At 58.5% G+C, this 20,316-nt stretch carries 17 protein-coding genes; 6 read left to right on the forward strand and 11 right to left on the reverse strand.

Annotation, left to right across the window (positions count from 1 at the left end):
- Positions 1-48: 48 nt before the first annotated feature.
- The 3 genes from ACR0KS_RS08315 to ACR0KS_RS08325 form a co-directional block, all read right to left on the reverse strand.
- The gene (locus ACR0KS_RS08315) at positions 49-1,257 is read right to left on the reverse strand and encodes a multidrug effflux MFS transporter (RefSeq protein WP_170566976.1); all 1,209 of its coding nucleotides are present in this window, start codon (positions 1,255-1,257) and stop codon (positions 49-51) included.
- A gap of 76 nt (positions 1,258-1,333) precedes the next feature.
- Positions 1,334-1,993: a DsbA family oxidoreductase gene (locus ACR0KS_RS08320; protein ID WP_170566974.1), complete on the reverse strand. Its 660-nt coding sequence runs from the start codon at positions 1,991-1,993 to the stop codon at positions 1,334-1,336.
- The gene (locus ACR0KS_RS08325) at positions 1,990-3,507 is read right to left on the reverse strand and encodes a class I adenylate-forming enzyme family protein (RefSeq protein WP_170566972.1); all 1,518 of its coding nucleotides are present in this window, start codon (positions 3,505-3,507) and stop codon (positions 1,990-1,992) included. The genes ACR0KS_RS08320 and ACR0KS_RS08325 overlap by 4 nt, the downstream gene beginning before the upstream one ends.
- 64 nt (positions 3,508-3,571) lie before the next feature.
- Between ACR0KS_RS08325 and ACR0KS_RS08330 the strand changes: the two genes are divergently transcribed.
- Positions 3,572-4,195, forward strand: coding sequence for an XRE family transcriptional regulator (locus tag ACR0KS_RS08330; protein WP_170383063.1), 624 nt, complete (start codon positions 3,572-3,574; stop codon positions 4,193-4,195).
- On the opposite strand, the gene ACR0KS_RS08335 is transcribed toward ACR0KS_RS08330, so the two are convergent.
- Both ACR0KS_RS08335 and ACR0KS_RS08340 read right to left on the reverse strand, forming a co-directional pair.
- A complete protein-coding gene (locus ACR0KS_RS08335; RefSeq protein WP_170566970.1) occupies positions 4,184-4,420 on the reverse strand; it encodes a hypothetical protein in 237 nt (78 codons plus the stop codon). The genes ACR0KS_RS08330 and ACR0KS_RS08335 overlap by 12 nt on opposite strands.
- A gap of 484 nt (positions 4,421-4,904) precedes the next feature.
- Complete coding sequence (locus ACR0KS_RS08340) at positions 4,905-6,719, reverse strand: extracellular solute-binding protein (protein WP_170566968.1); 1,815 nt, start codon at positions 6,717-6,719, stop codon at positions 4,905-4,907.
- 290 nt (positions 6,720-7,009) lie between these two features.
- Between ACR0KS_RS08340 and ACR0KS_RS08345 the strand changes: the two genes are divergently transcribed.
- Together ACR0KS_RS08345 and ACR0KS_RS08350 are read left to right on the forward strand one after the other, a co-directional pair.
- Positions 7,010-7,783: a 3-hydroxybutyrate dehydrogenase gene (locus ACR0KS_RS08345; RefSeq protein WP_170566966.1), complete on the forward strand. Its 774-nt coding sequence runs from the start codon at positions 7,010-7,012 to the stop codon at positions 7,781-7,783.
- Between the two features lie 61 nt (positions 7,784-7,844).
- Positions 7,845-8,873: a patatin-like phospholipase family protein gene (locus tag ACR0KS_RS08350; protein ID WP_170567092.1), complete on the forward strand. Its 1,029-nt coding sequence runs from the start codon at positions 7,845-7,847 to the stop codon at positions 8,871-8,873.
- Here the strand turns inward: ACR0KS_RS08350 and ACR0KS_RS08355 are convergent, their stop codons facing one another.
- The 4 genes from ACR0KS_RS08355 to ACR0KS_RS08370 form a co-directional block, all read right to left on the reverse strand.
- Positions 8,874-9,551 (reverse strand): DUF502 domain-containing protein, encoded by a 678-nt coding sequence (locus tag ACR0KS_RS08355; RefSeq protein ID WP_170383071.1) that lies wholly within the window; start codon positions 9,549-9,551, stop codon positions 8,874-8,876. It abuts the gene before it with no gap.
- 64 nt (positions 9,552-9,615) lie between these two features.
- Positions 9,616-10,530, reverse strand: a complete 915-nt coding sequence (locus ACR0KS_RS08360; RefSeq protein WP_170566964.1) for a pseudouridine-5'-phosphate glycosidase — start codon at positions 10,528-10,530, stop codon at positions 9,616-9,618.
- Complete coding sequence (locus ACR0KS_RS08365) at positions 10,527-11,420, reverse strand: PfkB family carbohydrate kinase (RefSeq protein ID WP_170566962.1); 894 nt, start codon at positions 11,418-11,420, stop codon at positions 10,527-10,529. Before ACR0KS_RS08365 ends, ACR0KS_RS08360 begins: the two co-directional genes overlap by 4 nt.
- A 45-nt stretch (positions 11,421-11,465) precedes the next feature.
- Positions 11,466-12,083: a thiamine phosphate synthase gene (locus ACR0KS_RS08370; RefSeq protein WP_170566960.1), complete on the reverse strand. Its 618-nt coding sequence runs from the start codon at positions 12,081-12,083 to the stop codon at positions 11,466-11,468.
- A gap of 164 nt (positions 12,084-12,247) precedes the next feature.
- Between ACR0KS_RS08370 and ACR0KS_RS08375 the strand changes: the two genes are divergently transcribed.
- From ACR0KS_RS08375 to ACR0KS_RS08385, 3 genes are read left to right on the forward strand one after another with little or no spacing between them, the layout of a single operon-like run.
- Entirely contained in the window at positions 12,248-12,991 is a 744-nt protein-coding gene (locus ACR0KS_RS08375) for an RNA methyltransferase (RefSeq protein WP_170413413.1), read from the forward strand.
- Between the two features lie 59 nt (positions 12,992-13,050).
- The gene (gene ctaA / locus ACR0KS_RS08380; protein ID WP_170566958.1) at positions 13,051-14,196 is read left to right on the forward strand and encodes a heme A synthase; all 1,146 of its coding nucleotides are present in this window, start codon (positions 13,051-13,053) and stop codon (positions 14,194-14,196) included.
- Between the two features lies 1 nt (position 14,197).
- Positions 14,198-15,667: a carboxypeptidase M32 gene (locus ACR0KS_RS08385; protein WP_170566956.1), complete on the forward strand. Its 1,470-nt coding sequence runs from the start codon at positions 14,198-14,200 to the stop codon at positions 15,665-15,667.
- A 43-nt stretch (positions 15,668-15,710) separates the two neighbouring features.
- Here ACR0KS_RS08385 and ACR0KS_RS08390 read toward each other — a convergent pair whose 3' ends face one another.
- Positions 15,711-16,898, reverse strand: a complete 1,188-nt coding sequence (locus ACR0KS_RS08390) for a YARHG domain-containing protein (protein ID WP_170566954.1) — start codon at positions 16,896-16,898, stop codon at positions 15,711-15,713.
- Positions 16,899-17,428: 530 nt separating this feature from the next.
- Positions 17,429-20,155, reverse strand: a complete 2,727-nt coding sequence (gyrA, locus tag ACR0KS_RS08395; RefSeq protein ID WP_170566952.1) for a DNA gyrase subunit A — start codon at positions 20,153-20,155, stop codon at positions 17,429-17,431.
- Between the last annotated feature and the right edge of the window lie 161 nt (positions 20,156-20,316).

Here is a 20,316-nt window from a genome sequence, read left to right on the forward strand (position 1 = left end):
CTCCTCGGATTGAGGGGAGACTAGCCTGATTCACCGGGACTGCACAGATCAGGCGAGCAATCTGTTTTCGATCCGCCCCATATGCAGCATCAGGCCAAAGCCTAGCGTGCTCATCGTCAGAATTCCGGCCGCCAGAGGCGCGATTGAGCCGTCAAACAGCAGGCCAATCGGTGCTGCAATCGCGGCGGCGAAGACCGTTGAAATCGCTCCGATGACCGAGGCTGCCATGCCTGCAATGTGGCCCATCGGTTCCATCGCGATGGCGTTCAGGTTGCCCATGGTCATACCTGCCATGAAAAAGACTGCGGTCTGCCAGCTTACGAATACGGCGAAGGACACACTTGGCGACAAGTCTGCCGTGTTCAGAATGATGACCGAAGTTGTAAACACGATCTGAGCACCCAGAACCCACGTCACGATTCTGCGCATGCCCAGCTTGATAACCAAGGCCGCGTTCAGCAGGCTGGCAGAGCCTGACATCAGCGCCACGAAACCGAACCAGAACGGAAAGCTCTCGGCGCTGTCGTGGATGATGTCATAGATTGGCTGCACCATCGTCAGCATGGTGAACAGCATCCCCAGGCACAACGTTTGCACCATGATCGAAACCCGCACGGTCGGGTGCGTAAACATTTGCCGTGCGGCATCCATCATCAAGGGCAGGCGAAGCGGCCTGCGATTTTCAACTGCAAGAGACTCGGGCAGGCGCAATCCCATCCAGAAGATGGTGATCAGAGAAAACACTATGAACGAGGCAAAAATTCCCCTCCACCCGGTCAATGCGATAACACCGGCCCCAAGCATGGGCGCAATCGCCGGGACCAGAGTGAAGATCATCATGGCGATCGAGACAATGCGCGCCATCTCTCGACCCGAATAAAGATCGCGGATAACGGCCATGGCCACAACGCGCGGTGCCGCGCTGCCAATGCCTTGAACGACGCGAGCAATCAGCAGCATTTCCAACGAAGAGCTGGTCCACGCAACTGCGGCGGCCAGGATATACAGCGCTGACCCGACGTAGATGACCGGTTTGCGGCCAAAAGCGTCAGAAAGAGGACCGGTGAAAAATGTCCCAATCCCCATGCCCAACACAAACGATGTCAGGATCAACTGAGCCTTGTTCACATCGTTAGGGCTAAGCTGCGCGCCAATTTCAGGAAGGGCGGGCAGCATGGAATCGATCGAGAACGCGATTGTTGCGAACATCATCGCGACAAGTGCGACGAACTCTCCCCGAGACATGCGATCAGCCATTTCAACCTCCTAACCTGATCGCGCTATCACGGTGGGTCAGGTGGCGCCAGAGATCAAATGTGCACAGAGGTCTGTGCTAATTTGCAGGGGAAGCCTCAAGCTGAGACATGATTTCACCGATCACACGCTCCCACATTTCCGGTGGTTGGGCACCGGGAACCGCGTGCTGGTTGGCGACGATGAAGGTCGGCACAGAGCTTACCCCCATCTGGCGCGAATGCGTGTCGCGATCGCTGATATCCTGACGATCGGCATCTGATTTCAGCAGCTTCAGCACGACGGCAGCGTCCATGCCGATGCTATCGGCGATATCGGCTAGTACTTCGTGGTCTCCGATGTCGCGGGTCTGTACGAAATAGGCGTCGAACAGGGCGTCGACGGCTGCGTTTTGCTTTCCTTCGATCCCAGCCCAATGGATCAGGCGGTGGGCGTCCAGCGTGTTGGGCGTGCGCTTCATCCCCTCGAAATTGATCTTAAGACCGGCATTTTCCGCGTGCTCGACAACCGGGGCATAGGCCTGGACAGCACCGTCCTTGCCGCCAAACTTGCGTTCCAGATACTCGCGGCGGTCCATGCCTGCGTCGGGCATATCAGGGTTAAGCTGGAAAGGGTGCCATTCGATGACAAAGGGATGATCCGGGATCGCGGCCAGCGCCTTGTCCAGATGGGTCTTGCCGATATAGCACCACGGGCAGATCGGGTCGGACATAATGTCAAGTTTGACGGTCTGGGTCATTCGGTGGTCGCCTTGAAATAGGCCGGAAGCGCCCGGCGCAGGAGTTTGCCATTGCCGCCGGTTGGCAGCTCGGGCAGGTGGACAAAGGCGCGCGGCTGTTTGTAGCGCGCCAGATTTGCCTCGACATAGGTGCGCAACGCATCTTCGTCCAGCTTTTCTGGGCCGGTATAGAAAGCTGCGATCACGAATGTGTCCTGTTTTACCTCAACTGCCGCAGCACCAACCTGTGTGATGCCGGGGTATTGGGACAGCACGGCCTCAACTTCGACCGGGGACACGCGATACCCGCCTGCGTTCATCATATCGTCGTCACGACCCAGATAGGTGATCTGCCCATCTACCGCCATTGCACCCTGATCGCCGGTCAGAAACCAATCGCCCTGCATCCGTGCCTGCGCTTCGTCGGGGGCATTCAGATAGGTCAGCATCAGGCCGGGATCCGAACGATGGATGGCGATGGTGCCTTCCTGCCCCTGCGGGACCGGGCCGTCCGGCCCGAGGATCGCCACGCGGCGACCGGGTTGCGGTTGTCCCAGCGCCTCGCCTCGCGCGGGGTGCTCGGGACTGGACGAGATGAAGGTTGAACACTCGGACATGCCATAGGCTTCATACAGTTCGGTTTCGGTGGCGCGTTTCCACTGTGCGTGGAGCGTCGGCGAAAGTTTTTCTCCGGCGCACAGGCCATGCCTCAGATGGGGCAGGCGCAGGTCCGGTGCCACGTTCACGATTTTGCGGAAAACACCGGGGGCGGCGGCGAAAATGGTGGCGCGTTGATCGCGCAAAAGAGTTGGCAGCGTGGACAGGTCCGTACCCGGCTCGGGGATCAGCGCGGTCGCGCCGATGGTCCACGGGTCCATCAACCCAGTGCCCAGTGTGTAGGTCCAGTTGAACGCGCCGGCGTGACACAGGCGATCCGTCTCACGAAGACCGTACCAGCCGTCGACCATCATCTGGCGTGCCCAAATCGCCCTGTGCGCATGGGCAACGGCCCGAGGTCTCCCCGAAGTGCCCGAGGTATAGACGACATAGGCCATCCGATCCGGGTCGCCCATTTGATATGGCGCGGCGGGTAGGTTCCTCATTTCGGCAAGGTCGGCCAGGTCGATCTGAAACGGATGAGGGGCACAGGAAACGGCTGGATCTCTAAGCACGACCGCCGGGGTCAGTTCCTGTATCATGCGGGCTGTTTCAGGTTCGGTCAGTTGCGACGAGGTCGGCACGGGGATGATGCCAACAGAGATCGCGCCCAGATATGCCACCGGGAAATCCACGGTGTTTCCCAACCGCATCAGCGCGATGTCACCGGGTTTCAGCCCAGCTTGTAGCAGGCCAGTGCCTGTTCCCAGAATAGCTTGCTTTAGGTCGCTGTATGTCCAGTGTTCGGCAGTAGACTGCCCAAGCACCGACAACGCGGTTTTTTCGGCGTTTCGGTCCGCTTGTCGCAGCACATGAGCCGCCAGATTGAAAGGGGCGGGACAGCGAGGAGGAGGGCCTTGATCGAAAACAGAAAGCATATCGTCTGGCTAACGTGGCGTATGTTGCGTTGCAAGCAGGTCTGGCTGGCCCTATGAATGGCGCATGAGCACCCAAGACCAGACATCCCTGATACGAATTGCCCGAGACTCGGGCGAACCAACGGAAGTTGAGCCGTTGGACCTTGGCGCGCGCGTGCGCGAACTGCGCAAGGCAAGGAATTGGACGCTCGAGCAGGCCGCAACGCAGGCGGGGCTGGCGCGGTCAACGCTCAGCAAGATTGAAAACGGTCAGATGTCTCCGACCTACGACGCGCTAAAGAAGTTGGCGACCGGGCTTGAGATATCAGTGCCCCAGTTGTTCACTCCGCCGCAGCGAGAACAGGTGATCGGCCGGATGGCCGTTACGCGTATGGGTGAGGGCGCCGCCCATCCAACCACCACCTATGAGCATGAATTGCTGGCCGAGACGCTGACGAAAAAGCAGATGCTACCATACCGAGCCAGAGTGCGCGCGCGTTCGATGGACGAGTTCGACGGCTGGGTGCGTCACGACGGTGAAGAGTTTCTATACGTGCTTACGGGCGTTGTTCACCTGTACACCGAGTTCTACGAACCCGTTGAAATGCGCCGCGGCGATAGCGCCTATTACGACGGTAGCATGGGCCACAACGTGGTGTCTGTCAGTGACGAAGACGCGACTATTCTTTGGGTGACATCACTTACTTAGGGCTCGGCTGAATTCTCGATTCAGACCTTCGGTGAACAGAAAGTCCTCAAGTTCTTCATGGGCTTCGTTCACTGTCAGGTGGTGACGTTCGGCAAGATACGCCTCGAACCCTTTGCGATCCTTGCTGAGCAGCAGTTTGTCCTTGTCGCGCAGGTTCGGAAAACGCCGCTTGGCGCGTGTGTACATCGCATCCCAATCTTGCGTCAGATCATTCCAGTTCAACATCTGCAAGCTTTCCGGTTTCCAGGTTTCAAAGCTGCTCGGCCACAAACAGGGTACGGAGGGGGTTGCCCCATCAGCGTATGACAAAATGTCGCACTGCGTATCGACTTTCCTGAGAAGCAAGGTGCCCGTTGCAGGCAATCCGCAACGGGCATACGGACCTAAGATTGGAGTGAGTGGAAGCTGGTCCGCGAATTCTGTGCGCTGCGTTGCTGAGAAAAAGCTATGTTTCTAAAGTCAAAGCAATAATCAGAAAACACTAAGCGCAATAATGCCCTTAGGTTACATCGCAAAGATGTATTGCGTAAAGCCCTTTGTGTGGAAATTCCAGTATGAAACAGTCAATAGTATGCGGCTCAAGTTGTAGCGGAACGAAAATTCCCTGACCGCTATATGTGGAACCACAGCAGGCGTGTGCTGTTTTCCGCCGAAAGCCGGGCGGCCATAGGCGTCGGCTGCCGTTCCAGCGAAGGTGCGGTTGCCTGAATTATTCCTCGAACCACCAAACCTGCGGCATGTATTCCGGCCCATCCCCGTAAATTGGCAAAGTTTCCGGCTGTTTCAGTTCCTTGGCGTGGGCAATTCGCCCGACATCAAAGTTCCAGATTGGAATGACGTACCGACCGGCCGTCAACACACGGTCCAACGCACGGGTGGCGGCAACAAAGTCCTCATGGCTTTCTGACGCAAGCATGGCGTCAATCAACCCGTCCACAGCGGGAGAGGAGACACCCATCAGGTTGCGAGTACCCGGGGTGTCGGCATTCTCGCTGCCCCAATAAAGTCTTTGTTCATTGCCCGGCGACAATGAAAGCGCGCGCCGGAAAAACGTCATGTCAAAATCCAGATCAGAGGTACGCCCCGTAAACTGCGCGCTGTCTACCTGCTCTGTCGAAACCTGAATCCCCAGACGCTCCAGCGCGCGGGTATAGATTTCGATGGCGGTCTCGCCTTCGCTGTCGCCCTGTTGCAGCAGCACGTTCAGCGTGAATGCCTGACCATTGGCGTTGCGAAGGACGCCGTCCTGAATGGTCCAACCTGCGTCGGACAGCAGTTTAGTGGCCTTGCGGATGTTTGACCTGTTGCGGGCCGAGCCATCACCCTCTGGCAGGACATACCCCTCTAGCGTTCCGGGCGGTAGGTCTGCGGCGTAGGGCTGAAGCAGCTCCTCCACCCGGCCTGTCGCCGCACCCGGCTGCATGGCCAGATCCGAACCCGAGAAATAGGACGTGATCCTGGGTTGCGCGCCGCCGGTGATCGTGTCGTTGATGAACTCGAAATTGAAGGCCAGCGTCAGGGCTTCGCGAACGCGCCAGTCGTCGAACGGCGCTTTGCGGGTATTCATGACATAGCCGGTCATACCCGACGGCTTGCCGTGCGGGATTTCGGTTTTGACGATATCGCCTCGCTGAGCAGCAGGGAAATTGTATTGAGTTTCCCATTTATCAGCATTGAACTCACGCACGGCGGTCAATTCTCCGGCTTTGAACGCCTCGAACAGAACAGTGCCGTCGCCATAGAACTCGATCCGCATTTCATCCAGATTCATCGTTCCGCGACGGAACGGGATGTCGTTGCCCCAATAGTCAGGGTTACGGCGCAGATTGACGAACCGACCAGCCTCATACCCGTCGATCACATACGGTCCGGTGCCAATCGGGATATCGTGCAGCGCCGCGTTGGCAAAATCCTTACCTTCCCACTGAGCCTTTTGCAGGATCGGACGCAGCCCGGCGATCAAAGCAAGTTCGCGGTCGGGTTCATTGAATGTGATCCGCACGGTCCGGGGGCCGGTTGCTTCGATGGTGTCGATCTTGCCCCAAAGACCGCGATACCGAAGGTGCCCTTCGGTGCCCAGGATTTCATACGACCAGATGACGTCATCGACCGTGACGGCGGTTCCGTCCGAAAACTGCGCCCCTTCGCGCAGCGTAAATTCGACCCAAGACCGGTCCGGAGCAGTCTCAACTGATTCGGCTAACAGGCCGTAAAGTGTGAAGGGTTCATCCCACGAACGCCCCATCAGGCTTTCATGCGTCCAAAACCGCAACTGCCAAGGAGAGGTCCCTTTTTGCACGAACGGGTTCAAGCTGTTATAGCCGCCGGTATTTCCGAACACGACTTTCCCGCCTTTCGGCGCGTCGGGGTTTGCGTAAGGCAGAGACACAAAATCCGGTGGTAGGGCGGGGTCCCCGTACATAGCTATGCCATGCGACGAATCTGCATTGGCGATTGACGCGCCCAAAAGCAGAGTGATTCCCGTGGTCACTTGGCGAACGGGTCGTAGAAAATCGGGGCTCATTTTGGAAACAATCCTGCTCTGGCCTTATTTTGTTGGGATTCATCGTACCGATGATTTTTCTTCTTTTCAAACTTTTAGCTTGGACGGAAGCGTGGAATTGCCTATAAAGGATGCACTGCTCGATAGGTTTCTTGCCTGTATGAAACCTGCCTCAATAACTTAACGCCCGCTTCGTGCGGGCGTTTTTTTTGTGCTGGTTCTTTAAGCGAGCCGCTTGGTTCATTCCCCGTTTTCTTTGCATGTGCAGCATGGCACTGTGTGGCCAACATGGAGTCTGAGGGAGAGTGGCCATGAGCCTTGCAGGAAAGACCGCAGTCATAACAGGGTCGAATTCAGGGATTGGTTTGGGGGTTGCGCGCGAACTGGCCAAGGCTGGGGCGGACGTGGTTCTGAACTCTTTCACTGATCTGGATGAAGATCACGCCCTAGCCGCTGAAATCTCGCAAGAGACCGGCACTAACGCGCGCTATATCAAGGCGGATATGTCCAAGGGGGATGAGTGTCGCGCGCTGATCGAACAGGCGGGGGCCTGCGATATCCTGGTCAACAATGCGGGTATTCAGCATGTCTCACCGATCGACCTGTTTCCGGTCGACAAGTGGGACGCAATCATTGCGATCAACATGAGCTCGGCCTTTCACACGACCGCCGCTGCGCTGCCGATGATGCGCAAGGCCGGATGGGGGCGCGTGGTCAATATCGCGTCGGCGCATGGTCTGACTGCCTCACCCTACAAGGCGGCTTATATCGCGGCCAAACATGGGGTGGTGGGGATGACGAAAACCGTCGCGCTTGAGACTGCGCAGGAGCCGATCACCTGCAACGCGATTTGTCCGGGCTATGTGCTGACGCCATTGGTCGACGCCCAGATTCCCAACACAATGAAGGAATACAACATGAGCCGTGAGGACGTTGTGAAGAACGTCCTGTTGGAGCGACAGCCGTCGAAAGAATTTGCAACGGTCGAGCAACTGGGGGGCACGACGGTGTTCCTGTGCTCGGACGCGGCGGCGCAGATCACTGGGACGACGATTTCCGTGGATGGCGGCTGGACCGCTTTGTGAGATTTCGTGGGGGCGCTGCCCCCACACCCCCGAAGTATTTTTAAACAGAAGAAGGGGTGGGATCGTGAAAAGGATCAATCTGGCTTTGCAAGGCGGTGGTGCGCATGGGGCGTTTACCTGGGGTGTGCTGGATCGGTTTCTGGATGAAGAAGATATCGAGGTTGCGGCAATCACAGGAACCTCGGCCGGGGCGTTGAACGGGGCGGCGTTCAAGTCGGGCATGGTACGCGACGGGCGCGACGGGGCGCGGGAAAGTCTGAACGTCTTGTGGTCCCGGATGGGTGCAGTCGGGGACATGCGTCTCGCCAATTGGATGCAGTCGTTGGAACCTGCGCAGATCGCGCAGGCGATGGAATATTCGCTGCCGTTTTCCGTTGGCGATGCCTGGTCAAGGTTGGTTTCGCCCTACGCCTATGGCCCCTTCTACCGCAATCCGCTTGAGCCGGTGGTGGACCGATTCAATTTCGACGAGATTTGCGCAGATCAAGGGCCGCAGCTTTTTGTTTGCGCGACCTGTGTGCGCAGCGGAAAGATACGGGTTTTTACCGGACACGAGGTTTCGACGGATGCTATTCTGGCCTCGGCCTGTTTGCCGAACCTGTTTCAGGCGATCGAGATTTTCGATCCGAAATCCGGCCGGACCGAGGCCTATTGGGACGGTGGATATACCGGCAATCCGGCGCTTTATCCTTTGTTTAAGGGTGATCTGCCTGACGATGTGGTCGTTGTGAATATCAATCCGCTGGAACGGGACGAGGTTCCGCGAACTCCTCAGCAGATTCAGAACCGTATCAATGAGATCAGCTTCAACTCGTCCTTGTTTCGGGAACTGCGTGCTATCAGCTTTGTTCAACGGCTATTGGCGGACGGCAAACTCAAGGCCGGAGAGATGAGCCGCGTTCTGGTTCACATGATCGCGGATGACGAGTTGATGAATGATCTGTCGGTGGCGACCAAGACGGTCCCAAATCCGGTGATTTTGCGAAAGCTCAAGGATGCAGGGCGCGGGGCAACAGATCGGTTTCTGGCGAACCACAAGGACGATCTTGGGGCACGCAGTACGGTCAATCTGCCCGAGATGTTCGGCTGATCACTCGGGCGGCTGCGTCGGGTCTTTTTCGTTGGGGTAAACTAGCCCTGCGGAAATCACCAATTTGGCCGCGTCTTCAATCGACATATCCAGAAGGATCACGTCCTCGGCTGGGAAGAACAGCAAAAAGCCCGATGTCGGGTTTGGTGTCGTTGGAACGAACACACTCAAAAGCTCGCCCGCGGTTTCTGCGTGCAGTGTGACCTCGCCTTTCGCAGTGGTCGAGACAAAACCGATAGCCCAGATTCCCCGGCGGGGGTACTGGATCAGGCAGGCTTTCTCGAAAGATCGCTCGGTCTGGGCAAATACAGTTTCCGAAATCTGTTTGATCCCGGAATAGACCGAACGAACAACCGGCATCCGGTTCACAAGGCTTTCGGCGAAATGGATCAGTGAACGTCCCAAAATCCCCTTGGCGATCCAGCCCACGATCACGGTAAAGATCAGGAAAATGACGACACCGACGCCGCGCAGGTTGATGCCTACATATTCTTCAGGCTGAAACCGCTGTGGGATCAGGGGCAGAACAGCGCTGTCGATCCAGCCAACAACCGACCAGATCAACCATATCGTCAGCCAAACCGGCGCAATGACTACAATGCCCGTCAGAAAAGAGGCGCGCAGACGGGAGAAAAGTCCCGGGCGACGGTGCGGTTCTTCATCAAACGGTGTGTTCATTGCGGTCCTGAGTGGTTTGCCGAATTAGTTAAGCAGTCCGGGGTCTTGGTACAATAGGGTTATGTCATTCGCTTCGTTCTGACAGTGCGCGCGCTATCCCGGCCGCCAGTCGCGCGTTGTTACGCACCAGTGCGATGTTCGCCGTTAGCGACCGGCCTTCGGTTTGCTCATAGATCCGTTGCAGCAAGTAGGGCGTGACGCCTTTGCCTGTGATCCTGTGCGCGTCAGCGTCAGCCTGGGCCGATGCAATGATGGGGGCCAGCTCTTCGGCGGGGATTTGATCCTCAGTCGGGATGGGGTTGGCGACAAGCTGGCCACCGGGCAGACCGAGCGCGCGCCGGGTCGCGTGGGATTTCGCAATGTCATCCGGGCTGTTCATGCGCAAAGGGGCGTCGAATTGGGACTTTGCGGACCAGAAGGCGGGGAATTCATCCTGGCCATAGGCAATGACCGGAACCCCCAGCGTTTCCAAGACTTCCAGCGTTTTGGCCAAGTCCAGTATCGCCTTTGCGCCTGCGGCCACAACGGTTACGGGCGATTGCGCAAGTTCATGAAGGTCGGCAGAGATGTCAAAGGATGTCTCGGCCCCCTGATGGACACCGCCAATGCCTCCGGTCGCGAAGACCTCGATCCCGGCGTAGCGGGCCGCGATCATGGTGGCGGCAACCGTTGTTGCGCCTGTGCCGCCTGTGGCCATACACGCGGCCATGTCCGCGCGGGACAGCTTGGCAACGTTCTGAGCCTGCCCCAGAGAGGTGAGTTCGTCTGCCTCAAGCCCGACATGCAGCGTGCCCTTGATAACCGCCATTGTCGCGGGCACCGCGCCAGCGTCGCGGATGTCCTGTTCGACCTGCGCGGCAACCTCGATATTCTGAGGGTAGGGCATCCCGTGGGTTATGATGGTGCTTTCCAGCGCAACGATGGGCTGGCCTGCGTCTTTGGCGGCGCGCACTTCGGCTGAGTAGTGAATGTCGATCACAGTGGGGTTTCTCCGGAAACGTAGGTTGCGGCGGCGTGCAGGGCGCGGGTCAAAGCCTCGTCGCTGGTTGCTCCGCCGGATTCTGAGGCGATATGGGCCGCCATAAATGTGTCACCCGCGCCAGTGACACGGGTGACCAGAACGGACGGGGGTGTTTGGGTCAGGATTTCATCTGCGGTGCCGACGGTGGCAGAGCTACCGCCATCCGTGACAAGCACCCGCAGCGCGCCACGGTCCAGCAGACCCTTGGCGGCGGATTCGGAATCGGTGAATTCGCGCTGGCACAGGATGCCGGCCTCTTCGAGGTTTACGTAAAGCGTCGCGCGGGCGTGTTTGAGGAAGGGCAGCAAGCGCTCGGCCTTGCCGGGTGAGGCCGGGGCCACGCGCAGATCGGCCTTGGCGAAGGCCGGGCTTTGGGCGATTTCCTCCAACAGCGCCAGCGTAAGGTTGCCGTCCAGCGCAATCGGACCTGCAAACGGTGTATTCTCATAGCCCAAAGGTCCGTGCATCAGCGGGCGCAGGATTTTGGCCCCCGCTGCCTCAAGCGAATGGGCGTCGGCGATGGCGGCGATCAGTCCGTTGGCGCCCTCGACGGCCATGTAGCGGTCGGTCGGCAAATCCTGCGAGCGATAGACGTGATCTGTCACCATTCCCAATCGGGCGCAGGAATTGACCAGCTCATCCCCTTCGGGGTCGCGGCCAATGGCGGTCAGCAGCGTTGGCGTCATGCCGAACCGCACCAGCGTCATGGCGATATTCATGGCCACGCCACCGGGCAGGCGGGTGATCCGCCCCGGCACGTCCGATCCCTGCCGCATGGCGCTGGCCGAGCGTCCGATCACGTCCCACAGGACCGAGCCAATACACAGGATGTTGCTGTTCTGAGTCATGCCCGTGTCATGCCGCAGCGTCAGCGCCGGTGCAAGGGTTAACGCTTACATCGCGTTGGTGAGCGCTTTCAGAGCGGCAACCGGATCGTCCTGCGACCAGATTTCGTCGCCTATGCCAAAGAAATCGGTATGGGGGGCGAGGTCGCGGATCAGCTCGGGCGTCAGGCCGCCTTCGGCGACAACCGGCACCTCGATCATTTCGGACCACCACTGGAACAGGTCTTTTTCAGCGATGGTGCCGTCACCCAAAGTAGATGTACCGACCGGGCCGAAAGCCACGTAATCCGCGCCGTTTTCACCGGCGGTCATACCGTCATGGCTTGAGGCTGAACAAAAGCTGCCGACGATGGCATCCGTACCCAGTTCCTTGCGCGCAGCGCGAACCGAGCGCGAGCCGTCATCCAGATGCACTCCGTCCAAGCCCAGCCGTTGCGCCAGGAGGACATGGTTCGAGATCACGATGGCCACGTCGCGCGCATGGGCGACTTCGCGGCAGGCGTCAGCAGCGCGGGCGATGGTGTCTTCGTCATTTCCTGCCAGAGCCAAGCGGATACAGGCGATCTCGGCGCTGTCCAGCACGCGACCCAACTGTTCGGGAAAGGTACTGAGCGCAATGGTCGGAGGCGTAATCAGGTAAATCTGCGGCTGCTCGGGGGTGTCCATGGCGCGTCCTTCGGTTTCCAGTTCTCGGCGCGGTTTAGCGGATTGAACGGGGGAAGCAAACTTTTATGCCTCCGGCGGAAGTATTTGGGAACAGAAGAAGCAGGGGCGGCTTGCCCTAATCAGGCGGGGGGATTAGAGCAGGCCGGAGTTTTTCGGAGATAGCCATGCCCAGCGATCAGCCCCAGCCTTCATTTGTGCTCGTGCGCCCTCAGATGGGTGAGAATATCGGAGCCGCCGCGCGCGCGATGTGGAATTTCGGGCTGGACCGGATGCGGATCGTGGCCCCGCGCGACGGGTGGCCGAACCCAAAGGCCGTGGCCATGTCCAGCGGGGCGGGGCGGTTGCTGGACGAGGCGCAGTTGTTCGACGATCTTGCCGGATCGCTGGCTGATAGCACTTTTGTCTTTGCCACAACCGCACGGCAGCGCGGCCTGACCAAGCCGGTCTACAGTCCCGAACGCGCCATGCAGATTGCGGCCGAGAAAGTCGCGGCAGGCGAAAAGGTCGCCGTTCTCTTCGGCCCCGAACGCGCGGGGCTGGAAAATGAGGATATCGCCAAGGCCAATGCGATTATCTCGGTCCCGGTGAACCCGGAATATGCCTCGCTCAACCTTGGGCAATGCGTGTTGCTGACCGCCTATGAATGGATGCGCCAGAGCGCCGATGTCGTTCATGAGGCCACCGATCTGGGCAAGGGCGACTGGGCCACGGGTATCGAGGTCGAAAAACTGGTTGAACATTATGAGGATCGGCTGGACGAGGCGGGGTTCTTTTACCCTCCCGAAAAGGCCGAGGGTATGAAGACCAACCTGCGCAACCTGTGGTCGCGGATGCGGATGACGCGGGCGGATGTGCAGATGTTGCACGGGATCATGCGTCAGATGGTCCGCTGGAAGGAAAAGGGCTGAGGCTGGACCTCTCTTCCGCTTCACCCTAGCTTGCGACGAAACAAGGACATGAGGACAGCATGAGCGGTAAGCGCAGCATCTTCCAAGAGGTCTCGGGCGACGAGAAACAAGAAGCGGTTCAGCCCGGTATGATCGACCGCGGCCGCGGTGGTGCGCGCAAGGCGATCCGGGCGTGGCTGATGGTGCTGTTTGCGCTGGTCGTGATCATGATCGCCGTGGGTGGGCTGACGCGCCTGACCGATAGCGGCTTGTCGATCACCGAATGGCGGCCCATTACTGGGGCCATCCCACCGATGACCGAGGCCGACTGGCAATCCGAGTTCGACAAATACCAACAGATCGACCAGTGGCGCATTCAGAATCAATGGATGGAGTTGGATGACTTCAAATTCATCTATTGGTGGGAATGGGGCCACCGCCAACTGGGGCGCGTGATCGGTCTGGTCTGGGCGATCGGGTTCTTTGGTTTCCTTGTGGCGCGGAAAATTCCGACCGGTTGGACCGTTAAGCTGCTGATCCCCGGCGTACTGGGCGGCGTGCAAGGGGCCGTTGGCTGGTGGATGGTCGCCTCGGGCGTGACGCAGGGCGAGGGGATGACCGCCGTCGCCAGCTATCGCCTTGCGGTGCACCTGGGCCTAGCTTTTGTGATCCTTGGCTTTCTGGCCTGGTACATTTTCGAGCTGGGCCGCGAGGAACGCGACCTGATGCAGGCCCGACGCGCGAAAGAGGCGAAGCTGTTCTCTCTCTCGACCGGCCTGATGCACTTTGCTTTCCTGCAAATTCTGTTCGGCGCTCTGGTGGCCGGGATCGACGCAGGGCGGTCCTTTACCGACTGGCCGTTGATCGGCGGGCAGATTTTGCCGCCTGATGCCACGATGCTTGAACCGATGTGGCGCAACTTTTTTGAAAGCCCCGGTCTGGTGCAGTTCATCCATCGCTGCGCGGGCTATTTGTTGCTGATCTTTGGCGTCATTGTCTGGCGGCGCGGCGGTACCAGTGCGCATCCGCAAACCCGTTTCGCCTTTAACGCAGCCTTCGCCGCACTGTTGCTACAAGTGGTGATCGGGATCGCGACCGTGGTCTATGCCGCTCCGTGGCAGATCGCGATTTTCCATCAGTTCATGGCCGTTGTCGTCTGGACTCTGATCCTGCGCGCGCGGTTCCTGACCGCCTATCCAATCGCAACCTCGATCCGCGGAGCGTGACATGACCGCTTTTGACGACCTGATGGCCTTTCAACGCGAAACCTCGGCGCTGGGGCAGATTGCCGGGCGGCTTGGATGGGATCAGGAAACGGTGATGCCGCGCGGGGCCGCCCCGCAACGGGCCGAGGAAATGGCCGCGATTGAGGCTGTTCTACATGCCCGCCGCTCGGACCCGCGCGTGGCCGATTGGCTAGAGCAAGCCGATCCGCAGGATGAGGTCGGCAAGGCGCAGCTGCGCGAAATCCGCCGATCTTATGAGCGCACGATCAAGGTGCCTGCTGATCTGGCCAAAGCCATCGCTCGCGTTACCTCGGCCGCGCAGGGCACATGGGCGCAGGCGCGTGCGGACGAGGATGTGGCAGCCTTTCTGCCCGTGCTGAATGAGGTCGTCGCCCTAAAGCGCGAAGAAGGCGAGGCGCTGGCGCAGGGTGGCGATGTTTACGACGCGATGGTCGAGGACTACGAGCCTTACACGACTGGAGCGCAGATCGCGGAGATTTTCGATCAGATGCGCCCAAGACTGGTAGCTCTGCGTTCGGCGGTGCTGGACAAACCTGCGGCTCAGACGCTGAGGGGCACGTTTGATGAGCTTACGCAAATGCGGCTGTCTCAGAAATTGGCCACCACCTTCGGCTATGACCTGAACACAGGTCGAGTGGACAAGGCCGTTCACCCATTCAGCTCGGGCAGTGGGCTGGACGTTCGGATCACCACCCGTACCAGTGAGACGGACCCGTTCAACTGTTTCTATTCGACAATTCACGAGGTCGGTCACGCGGCCTATGAACAGGGCATCAACCAAGCCTATGCGCTGACCCCGTTGGGAAGCGGTGCTTCGATGGGTGTTCATGAAAGCCAAAGCCGGATCTACGAGAACCAGATAGGGCGTTCGCGTGCCTTTACCGGGTGGCTATTCCGTCAGATGACAGAAGCCTTTGGCGACTTCGGGATCGCGGACGAGGACACATTTTATGCCACCGTGAACGGTGTGCATAACGGCTATATCAGGACCGAAGCGGATGAGGTGCAGTACAACCTGCATATCATGCTGCGGTTCGATCTTGAGCGCACCCTGATGTCAGGTGATCTGCAGGTCGAAGACCTTGAAGCTGCGTGGAACGACCGTTTCAAAGCTGATTTCGGGTACGCGGTCGATAAGCCTTCCAACGGATGTTTGCAGGACGTGCACTGGTCAGTTGGGCTGTTTGGGTATTTCCCGACCTATTCTTTGGGCAACGTCTATGCAGGATGTCTGTATCAAGCGCTGCAAACGTCTGTCCCCAGCCTGGACAAGCAGCTTGCGCAGGGCGACACAAGCGGGGCGACTGGGTGGCTGAGGGATACCGTACAGCGTCACGGAGGGTTGTTCGCCCCGCGCGAAGTCATTCGCAGGGCAAGCGGGATAGAGCCCAGCGCAGATCCACTGCTGGACTATCTCGAAAGCAAGTTCGGCGGTCTTTACGGGCTGTGACCGCAGCCTTCTTAGGCTGCAGTCCGCTGTCTTAGCTAGAGGATCAGTTGCAGGAAAGCTCATTTTCGCGGGCTTTTATGACCTTCATGAGAGTCTGTTCCACATCGTCCAGTTCCGGTGACTTGGTAAAGCATTCGTCGTTGCTGAAAACGCTCTTGCCGCGGTCGGAGCCAAAGCAATACCCGTTGATGTGAAACAGGTAGTTTCTGGCATACCACAATTCGTCACAGTCAAAGTCGTGAAGTGATCGTTCAGGTGGTTGTTCCGGCTTGGGGGCTTGGCGCGGCAATTCCGCCAATGGCATCTCAAAGGGAAAGGCCATCAAAGCCGAGTATTCCCGGATTTGCGATTCGTCTGATGTGGCCTCGGCTTCCCAATACGTAGAAGGGCGTGCGACGTAGTCTTCGTCGCTGTCTGCAAAACCATGAGGGAATTGCTCGGCAACCATAATCTGAATTTTGGGGCTGTCGAAATTGGCGGACCAGATGTCTTCGTGGTTGGCCAGATAAACATCATCGCCAACATTGCTGGACGTGTCGATACGAACCAGGCAATCCTGGGCGTAGTATGGTCCGCTCACCTGATAGCCGCGTTTGAAGCCATAGGCGGTGTGGTTTACCTGTTCGACCTTCGTGTTTGTGCGGTAGTCCGGATCGGGGTCCCATTCCTGTGTCTCAACATCGTCAAGCATGTCGTAGAAGTCCCAAGCGATCTCTTTGGCCGATGCAAGCGGATGGCGTTTCCAGGTCGGACCAAAGGCCCAATCAAACAGACCGTCATCCAGCATGAATGCATTGTCGCAAATGGTGTCGATCAGGGTCTCGTTCAACGTGGCGTGCAGTTTGACGCCTGACACCGGGACATCGCCAAGTATCGCATCGCCCACAGTGTCGATATAGTACATGTCTTGCGGAGGAGTGCTGAGTGTTCGCTGATACAGGTACGGGTTCATATAGGCCCGCCCCTCGACGTCAAGCTCTTGAGAAAACTCAAAAATCTTTGCCGAACTAATGATCGCTGAAGAATACGCGCTTTCGACGTCATGCTTGGAGTATGGGCCTTCTCCGCCCAGTTCGATGCGGGGGGCGTGAACTCCAAGCTGTGCACCGGGTTGAATCGCACGGGTGGCGAAAGTCGAATAGCTTTCGCCTTCAAAGAAATCAGCACCGGCAAGAAACAGGATAGAACAGGCAGACGCACACAGGTCTCCGCTAAGAACGGTTGTATGCAAATCGGCGTCGATATAGCGGAAGAAACTCGCAATTCGGAGGGCTTCGTACAGATCCCCGCCGGGGCTTGAAAGGCAAAGCGTGGCGTCTTCTATGAACGTTGTATACGAACCGCCTTCGTCATCGTCCCAGTAGTCATAAAGCTGATGAAAGCGCTGAAGGTCACCGCGAACGATACCTCCGGTCAGAAGCAGGTCACATTGCTCGTATTTCTCGTCAAGAGTTCGGTCAGGTGCAAATTGGGCGTATTCCTACGAGAACATTGCACTGCTGCCGGGCATAACAAACAGTTCCGCCGCGAATGTTGGGGCGGCCGTGAACAGCATCAAAGCGTGGAACAAAGATCGGAAAAAACTTGGGAAAGTAATCATTTTGACTTCTATCTGTTTGACGTTCAAAGGGTTGTATAGGCGTTCCGTCTACCTGAAAAAAGTGAGAGCCAGTTGCGTGGTAAAGGGAGTATGGTGCGGCCAACGGTGAGCCAAAAAAATCCCCCGCAACTTGTGCTGCGGGGGACTTGAGTGTCAGAAGGCTATTCTGCCGCGTCTTCGTCGCCTTGATCGGCAATCCAGGCGACGCTCACAACCTCTTCGCCCTTACCGGTGTTAAAGACTTTCACCCCGCCCGCGCTGCGTGATCGGAATGAGATGCCGTCAACCGGAACACGGATCGACTGGCCTTTGGACGTCGCCAGCATGATCTGGTCGTCGATCTCAACCGGGAACGAGGCCACCAGTTCGCCGCCGCGCATGGCCTTGTCCATGGCTGCGACGCCCATACCGCCACGCCCCCGCACCGGGTAGTCGTGGCTGGAACTCAGCTTACCCGCACCGCCAGTGGTAATGGTCAGGATCAGGTTTTCGGCCGCCGACATCTCGGCATAGCGTTCCTGGGGCAGCACACTGTCTGCGTTACCTTCGTCCTCATCCGCTTCGGTCTCATCCGTGACGCCAGCCATCAGGCGGCGCATCTTGAGGTAGGCGGCGCGCTCGTCCGGACCGGCCTCGAAATGGCGGATGACGGACATCGAGACAACTCGGTCGCCGTTGGTCAGCCTGATGCCACGCACACCGGTCGACTCGCGCGAGTTAAAGACGCGGACATCGGTGGTGCGGAAGCGGATCGCACGGCCCGAATTGGTGACCAGCATCACGTCTTCGTCCTCGGAACAAATACGGGCGTTTACCAGCTCAACACCCTCGGGCAGTTTCATCGCAATCTTACCGTTGCGGCGCACATTGGTGAAATCTGACAAACGGTTCCGCCGCACGTCGCCCGCACTGGTGGCGAAGACGATTTGCAGGTTTTCCCATTCCTCATCCGGCACATCGACGGGCATAATCGCGGCAATAGAGACGCCCGTGGGGATCGGCAGGATGTTGACGATGGCCTTGCCCTTACCGGTTCGGCTGGACTGCGGCAGACGCCAGGTCTTGAGCTTGTAGACCATCCCTTCGGTGGTGAAGAACAGCAGTTGCGTATGCGTGTTCGCCACAAAGAGGTTGGTGACGACGTCTTCTTCCTTGGTCTGCATCCCCGACAAGCCCTTGCCGCCACGCTTTTGCGCGCGGAAATCGGCCAGAGGGGTACGCTTGATGTATCCGCCGGAGGTGACGGTCACGACCATGTCTTCACGCTCGATCAGGTCTTCGTCTTCCATGTCGCCAGACCAGTCGACGATCTCGGTGCGACGGGGTACGGCGAACTGATCGCGAACTTCGCGCAGCTCATCGCCGATGATCGACATGATGCGTTCGCGCGAGGACAGAATGTCGAGGTATTCCTTGATCTTGGCGGCCAGTTGCTCCAGCTCGTCCGTGACCTCTTTGACGCCCAGTTGGGTTAGGCGCTGCAGGCGCAGTTCAAGGATCGCACGGGCCTGAACTTCGGTCAGGTTATAGGTGCCGTCGTCGTTCATCTTGGACAGAGGATCGTCGATCAGGCGCAGATAGCCCTCAATCTCAGCCGCAGGCCAGCGGCGGGTCATCAGCTTTTCGCGGGCTTCGGCCGCGTCTGCCGAGGACCGAATGGTCGCGACCACTTCGTCCACGTTCGATACGGCCACGGCCAGACCACACAGGATGTGGCTGCGTTCGCGCGCTTTGCGCAGATCGTATGCGGTGCGGCGGGCGACAACGTCTTCACGGAAGTCGATGAACGAGGTCAGGAACCGGCGCAGGGTCAATTGCTCGGGCCGGCCACCGTTTAGGGCCAGCATGTTGCAGCCGAACGAGGTTTGCATAGGCGAGAAGCGATAGAGCTGATTCAAGACCACCTCGGGCGTCGCATCGCGTTTCAGCTCCACGACGACCCGCACGCCGTTGCGGTCGGATTCGTCCTGCACGTGGGCCACGCCTTCGATGCGTTTCTCACGCACAGCTTCGGCGATCTTTTCGATCATCGCGGCCTTGTTCACCTGATAGGGAATCTCATCCACGACGATGGCATAACGGTCCCTGCGGATTTCTTCGGTCCGCGTCTTGGCGCGGATGATGACGCTGCCACGACCTTCCAGATATGCCTTGCGCGCGCCGGATCGACCCAGCATCACACCACCGGTCGGGAAATCGGGGCCGGGGACGTATTCAATCAGTTGCTCGGATGTCAGGTCGGGATCGTCGATCAGGGCCAGAGTCGCATCGACGACTTCGCCAAGGTTGTGCGGCGGGATGTTCGTCGCCATGCCCACGGCGATACCACCGGCGCCATTGACCAGCATGTTCGGGAAACGCGCGGGCAGGACGGTCGGCTCTTTATCCTTGCCGTCATAGTTGTCCTGAAAATCGACCGTCTCTTTTTCGATATCGGCCAGAAGGGACGCGGCAGGCTTGTCCATTCTCACTTCGGTATAGCGCATGGCCGCCGGGTTATCGCCGTCCATCGAGCCAAAGTTGCCCTGACCATCCAGCAGCGGCAGCGACATCGAGAAATCCTGCGCCATCCGCACCAGCGCGTCATAAATCGCGCTGTCGCCGTGTGGGTGGTACTTACCCATCACATCGCCCACCGGACGCGCCGATTTGCGATAGGCTTTATCGTGCGTGTTCCCGGTTTCGTGCATGGCGTAGAGAATGCGCCGGTGAACCGGTTTCAAGCCATCGCGCAGATCAGGGATCGCGCGGGACACGATGACCGACATGGCATAGTCCAGATAGGACGTGCGCATCTCGGATTCGATGGACACCGTCGGGCCGTCATAAACGGGACGCTCGGGCGGGGTTTCATCCATGTTTTCTGGGGTTTCTGGCGTATCGCTCACGTAAACTGCCCGATCTTTGGCTTGGGTCTATATCTTGTGTGTGCATCTTATCAGACCCGGCACATAAGGTGCAAGCAAGCTGAGCATTTCGAGCAAAAAACCACGGTAACACTGGGGTAACATATTGTTATCCAAGTATTTGGTGATTTCTGTGCTACGCT

The sequence above is a fragment of the Ruegeria sp. BC7 genome (genome assembly GCF_056539165.1).